General features: G+C 70.3%; 4 protein-coding genes. 3 read left to right on the plus strand and 1 reads right to left on the minus strand.

Annotated features, from left to right (window positions below; genetic code table 11):
* The 3 genes from VF794_RS05375 to VF794_RS05385 form a co-directional block, all read left to right on the plus strand.
* Positions 1–1146: response regulator (locus VF794_RS05375; RefSeq protein ID WP_331108099.1), on the plus strand; the 1146-nt coding region annotated here is incomplete at its 5' end.
* Positions 1143–2210 (plus strand): chemotaxis protein CheB, encoded by a 1068-nt coding sequence (locus tag VF794_RS05380; RefSeq protein WP_331108100.1) that lies wholly within the window; start codon positions 1143–1145, stop codon positions 2208–2210. The genes VF794_RS05375 and VF794_RS05380, both read left to right, overlap by 4 nt.
* Before the next feature lie 58 nt (positions 2211–2268).
* The gene (locus VF794_RS05385) at positions 2269–3864 is read left to right on the plus strand and encodes a methyl-accepting chemotaxis protein (protein WP_331108101.1); all 1596 of its coding nucleotides are present in this window, start codon (positions 2269–2271) and stop codon (positions 3862–3864) included.
* Between the two features lie 93 nt (positions 3865–3957).
* Here the strand turns inward: VF794_RS05385 and VF794_RS05390 are convergent.
* Positions 3958–5191, minus strand: a 1234-nt coding sequence (locus VF794_RS05390) for an AAA family ATPase (RefSeq protein WP_331108102.1), incomplete at its 5' end; no start/stop codon positions are given.

Genomic DNA, 5191 nt, shown 5'->3' on the forward strand with positions numbered 1-5191 from the left:
GCCCTCACCCTGCGCGTGGAGCAGCAGGGCAACCTGCTCTACCTGGAGGCCAGCGACGACGGCGGCGGCATCGACGTGCAGCGGGTGCGCCAGCTCGCCGAGCAGCGCGGCGTGGTGGCGCCGGACGAGGCCGCGCGCATGAACGACAACCAGCTGCGCGACCTCATCTTCCGCCCGGGCTTCAGCACCCGCTCGGAGGTGACGGACACCTCCGGGCGCGGCGTGGGCCTGGACGCGGTGCGCGAGGCGGTGGAGGCGCTGCAGGGCCGCATCGAGGTGGCCAGCACGCTGGGGCAGGGCACGCGCTTCATGCTCACCCTGCCGGTGGAGCTGGGCAGCTCGCCCGTGCTGGTGGTGCGCACGCTGGAGATGCCGGTGGGCCTGCCCATGCTGGCGGTGGAGGCCACGCAGCTCGCGCGCACCAGCACCCTGCGCGCGGGCAAGCGCCAGACGCACTTGGAGCACCACGGGCAGCTCATCCCGGTGGTGGACCTGGGCTCGCGCCTGGGCCTGCGCGCCCCCTCGCTGCCCACCGAGGGCCAGCCGCTGCTGATTGTGCAGAGCGGCGGCAAGCGCATGGCGCTGATGGTGGACGCGGTGGTGGGTGACCGCGACCTCGTCATCCGCCCGCTGCCCGCGGAGGTTCGCGACGTTCCCGCCTACCAGGGGGCCGCCATCCTCAGCCGTGGCGAGCTGTTGCTCATCCTCCGTCCCGGCTGGGTCGTCGCCGAGGCCACCCAGGCCACGGTCGCCATGCCGCAGAGCCGCCGCGCCCTGGTGGTGGACGACTCGCTCACCGCGCGCGCGCTGCACCGCGCCATGCTGGAGGCCGGTGGCTTCACCGTGCACCTGGCCGCCAGCGGCGCTCGCGCCATGGAGCGCCTCAAGACGGAGAGCTACGACGTGATCATCTGTGACCTCGAGATGGAGGAGATGAACGGGACCGAGCTCATCGCGAAGCTGCGCACGCAGCCGGACACGAAGGAGATCCCGTGCATCCTCGTCTCGGCCAACGACAGCGCCGCCGCGCGCTCCAGGGGTCTGTCCGCGGGCGCGGATGGCTACCTCAGCAAGCGTGAGTGTGCCGCCGGGCGTCTGCTCTCCGAGGTGCTGGACGTGATGAGCCGCAGAGGGGCGCGAGCATGAGCGAGAAGGCTCGCATCCGCGTATTGGTGGTGGACGACTCACCCACGATGGCGGACGCCGTCAGCGCGCTGCTGACGGATGACCCGCGCATCGAGGTGGTGGGGCGGGCCAACACCGGCAGTCGGGCGGTGACACTGGCGCGGCTGCTGCGCCCGGACGTCATCACCATGGACCTGCTGATGCCGGACCTGGATGGCCCCGCGGCCATCGCGGCCATCATGGCCGAGGCGCCAGCGCGCATCCTGGTGGTGAGCGCCGTGGCGGACCAGCGCAACCTGGAGGTGTGCTTCCAGGCGATGAGCGCCGGGGCGCTGGAGCTCATTGGCAAGCCCACCGTCAGCAGCGGCGAGGAGCTGCGCCGCTGGGGCCGGCAGCTCGCCGAGTCGGTGTGCCTGATGGCGGAGGTGCCCGTCATCTCCCGCCGGCTGCGCATCGCCACGCCGCCGCCGCCCGCCACGGGCGCCCGGGTCGACATCTTCGGCCTGGCGGCGTCCACGGGTGGCCCGCCCGCGCTGTCGGAGGTGCTCTCGCGCCTGCCGGCGGATCTGCCCGTGCCCATCGTCATCGCCCAGCACATCACCGAGGGCTTCACCCCCGGCATGGTGCGCTGGCTGTCTCAGGTGACGCCCCTCAAGGTGGCCATCGCACGAGAGGGCGAGCGCCTGGAGCCCAGCCGGGTGTACTTCCCGCTCGACGGGCACGACATGACGGTGGAGGGCAACGGGGTGGTACGGCTGACGCGCACGCGCGGCGGTCCGTGCCCCTCGGGAGACCTGCTGCTCACGTCGATCGCGCGCACCTACGGGAGCCGTGCTGGAGGCGGCGTCCTCACCGGCATGGGTGACGACGGGGCCCGCGGTCTGCTCGACATCAAGAAGGCCGGTGGCGTCACCTTCGCCCAGGACGAGGCCAGCTCGGTCGTCTTCGGCATGCCCCGTGTGGCCATCGAAATGAAGGGAACGGACCGGGGCGTTCCCCTGTCCGCCGTCCCCGACATCATCCGCATGAGCTGCCGCCGCGGCCCCATGCCCACCCGTCCCGCCGGTCCGGAGGGCGTCGCTTGAACCCTTTTCTCCTCCAGCCGCTGGCGCTGGCCTCGACTCTTCTCGCTGAGGATCTCCCGTGAGTCCCAACGCCCATTCCAACTCATCACTCGGCATCGGCCCGAAGTTCATTCTCGTCACGGCGGTCGTCAGCGTCGCCGTGGCGATCCTCCTCACCGTGGTGGCCGCCCAACGGCTGAGCGGTAACCTGCTCGACAGCACGGTGAGCGAGGGCAAGGCGATCGCCATCGGCTTCACGGCGGCCGCCGAGCGGGCCTCGTCCGATGGCGCCACCTCGCTCCAGCCCCTGCTGGACACCTTCCGCGACGCCGACAGCGTGCGCTACCTCTACGTGGTGGACGGCGCCAACAACGTGCTCGCCCACACCTTCTCGGGCGAGTTCCCCAAGGCGCTGCTCGAGGCCAACACCCTCCTGCCTGGCGAGCTCACCAACGGCCAGCGCGTGCAGGTGCGCGAGGCGGTGGAGGTGCCGGTGGAAGGCAAGAGCCTGAACGCCATCGACGTGGCCGCGCCGCTGTCCGGTGGAATCCGGGGCGTGGTGCACGTGGGCCTGAAGCAGGAGAGCATCAGCGCCCAGGTGGGCCGGCTGTGGCTCACCATGATGGGGCTGGGTCTGCTCATCGTCCTCGGCGGTGTGCTGGCGGCGGTCGTCCTGAGCCGCTCCGTCGTCCGCTCCCTGCGTGAGCTCACCGACGCGGCCGCCCACATCGTCGAGTCCGGCGACCTCACCCGGCCCATCCCGGTCCAGGGCGGGGACGAGGTGGGCCAGCTCGCCCGCTTCTTCGCGCAGATGATGGAGCGGCAGCGCTCGGTGGTGCAGAACCTCCAGCAGGCCGCCGAGGCCCTCAACGCCTCCACCGAGCAGCTCAACGCCTCCTCCAGCGAGCAGTCGCAGACCGTCTCGCGCCAGGCCTCCGCGCTCCAGGAGACGCAGGTCACCGCGCAGGAGATCCGCCAGACGAGCCTCCTGGCCGCCCAGAAGGCCGACTCGGTGTTGTCCGTGGCCGAGCGCGCCGACGAGCTGAGCCGCACGGGCGAGGCCGCCCTGGAGCAGACGCTCGTGGGCCTCAACGACATCCGCGCCCAGGTGCAGGAGATCGCCCAGAAGATCCTCGAGCTGGGCGAGCGCACGCAGCAGATCGGCAGCATCACCCAGACGGTGAAGGACCTGGCCGACCAGTCCAACATGCTGGCGCTCAACGCCGCCATCGAGGCGGTGCGCTCCGGCGAGCACGGCAAGGGCTTCGGCGTGGTGGCTCGTGAAATCCGCGCCCTGGCCGACCAGTCCATCGAGTCCACGGACCGCGTGCGCGAGCTGCTGGACGATATCGGCAACTCGGTGAACGTGGCCGTGCGCATCACCGAGCGCGGCTCGCAGCGCATGGAGGTGGGCCTGGAGCAGGTGCGCACCTACGGCAAGAACCTGCGCGAGCTGTCCTCCATCATCCAGGACAACGCCGCCGCCGTGCGGCAGATCGCCGCCGCCGTGGGCCAGCAGAACGTGGGCATCAACCAGATCACCACCGCCGTGAGTGACCTGTCCAAGATGATGGACGAGACGGTGTCGCGCATCGGCGCCACCGGCGAGGCCGCCACCACGCTGCAGATCATCGCCGACCAGCTCAGCAGCGCGGTGAAGAGCTACCGCGTCTAGCGGTGGGCTGGCGGTAGAAGCACCAAGGGCCAGGGAAGAGGGGAGACCCTCCAACCTGGCCCTTCGTGTTTCCAGCGTCCGCGGAGGGGGGGACTACGCCGCGGGGGCGGTCTCCGGGGTGGAGACGCTCTTGAGCTTCAGGCCCTCGCCCTCCACGTCGAAGCGCGCCACGCCGCCGTTCTTCAGCTCGCCGAAGAGCAGCGCCTCGGCCAGCGGCTTCTTGAGCGTGTTGTCCACCAGCCGCGCCATGGGCCGCGCGCCGAAGGCCGGGTCGTACCCGTTCTCGGCCAGCCACGCCCGCGCCGCCGGCGTCAGCTCCAGCTTCACGCCCTTCTCGACCAGCATCTTCTGGAGCAGGCCCACTTCCTTGTCCACCACCTTGAGGATGACCTCGGGCGGCAGACCGGAGAAGAGCACCCACCCGTCCAGGCGGTTGCGGAACTCCGGCGTGAAGGTGGTTTCGATCGCCTTCTTCGCGCGGTGCGCGTCCGCCGGTGCCTGCTTGTCGCCGAAGCCGATGGACTTGGTGCTCATCTCCCGCGCTCCCGCGTTCGTCGTCAGGATGAGGATGATGTTGCGGAAGTCCGCCTTCCGGCCGTTGTTGTCCGTCAGCGTCGCGTGGTCCATCACCTGGAGCAGGATGTTGAAGAGGTCCGGGTGGGCCTTTTCAATCTCGTCCAGCACCAGCACCGCGTAGGGGTGCTTGCGGATGGAGTCGGTGAGCAGACCGCCCTGGTCGAAGCCCACGTAACCCGGAGGCGCGCCGATGAGCCGGCTCACCGTGTGCTTCTCCGAGTACTCGCTCATGTCGAAGCGCAGGAACTCCACGCCCAGCACCGCGGCGAGCTGCTTGGCCAGCTCCGTCTTGCCCACGCCCGTGGGGCCCGAGAAGAGGAAGCTGCCAATCGGCTTCTCCGGCGCGCGCAGGCCGCTGCGCGCCAGCTTGATGGCGTCCACCACCGACTTGATGGCCGACTCCTGGCCGAAGATGACCTTGTTGAGCTCGGGCTCCAGGTTCTTGAGCTGCACGCCCTCGCTGGCCGTCACGCTCTTGGCCGGGATGCGCGCCATCTTGGAGATGACGGTCTCCACGTCCGCCACCGTCACCTTCCCGGTGCGCTTGCCGTCGGGCTTGAGCCGTTCGGCCGCGCCCGTCTCGTCGATGACGTCGATGGCCTTGTCCGGCAGGAAGCGGTCGTTGATGTGCTTGGCGCTCAGCTCCGCCGACGCCCGGAGGGCCTCCGTGTCGTACTTCACCCCGTGGTGGTCCTCGTAGCGGCTCTTGAGCCCCTCGAGGATGAGGATGGTGTCCTCCACGCTCGGCTCG

The sequence above is a fragment of the Archangium sp. genome, assembly GCF_036389735.1.
Lineage (GTDB): Bacteria > Myxococcota > Myxococcia > Myxococcales > Myxococcaceae > Archangium.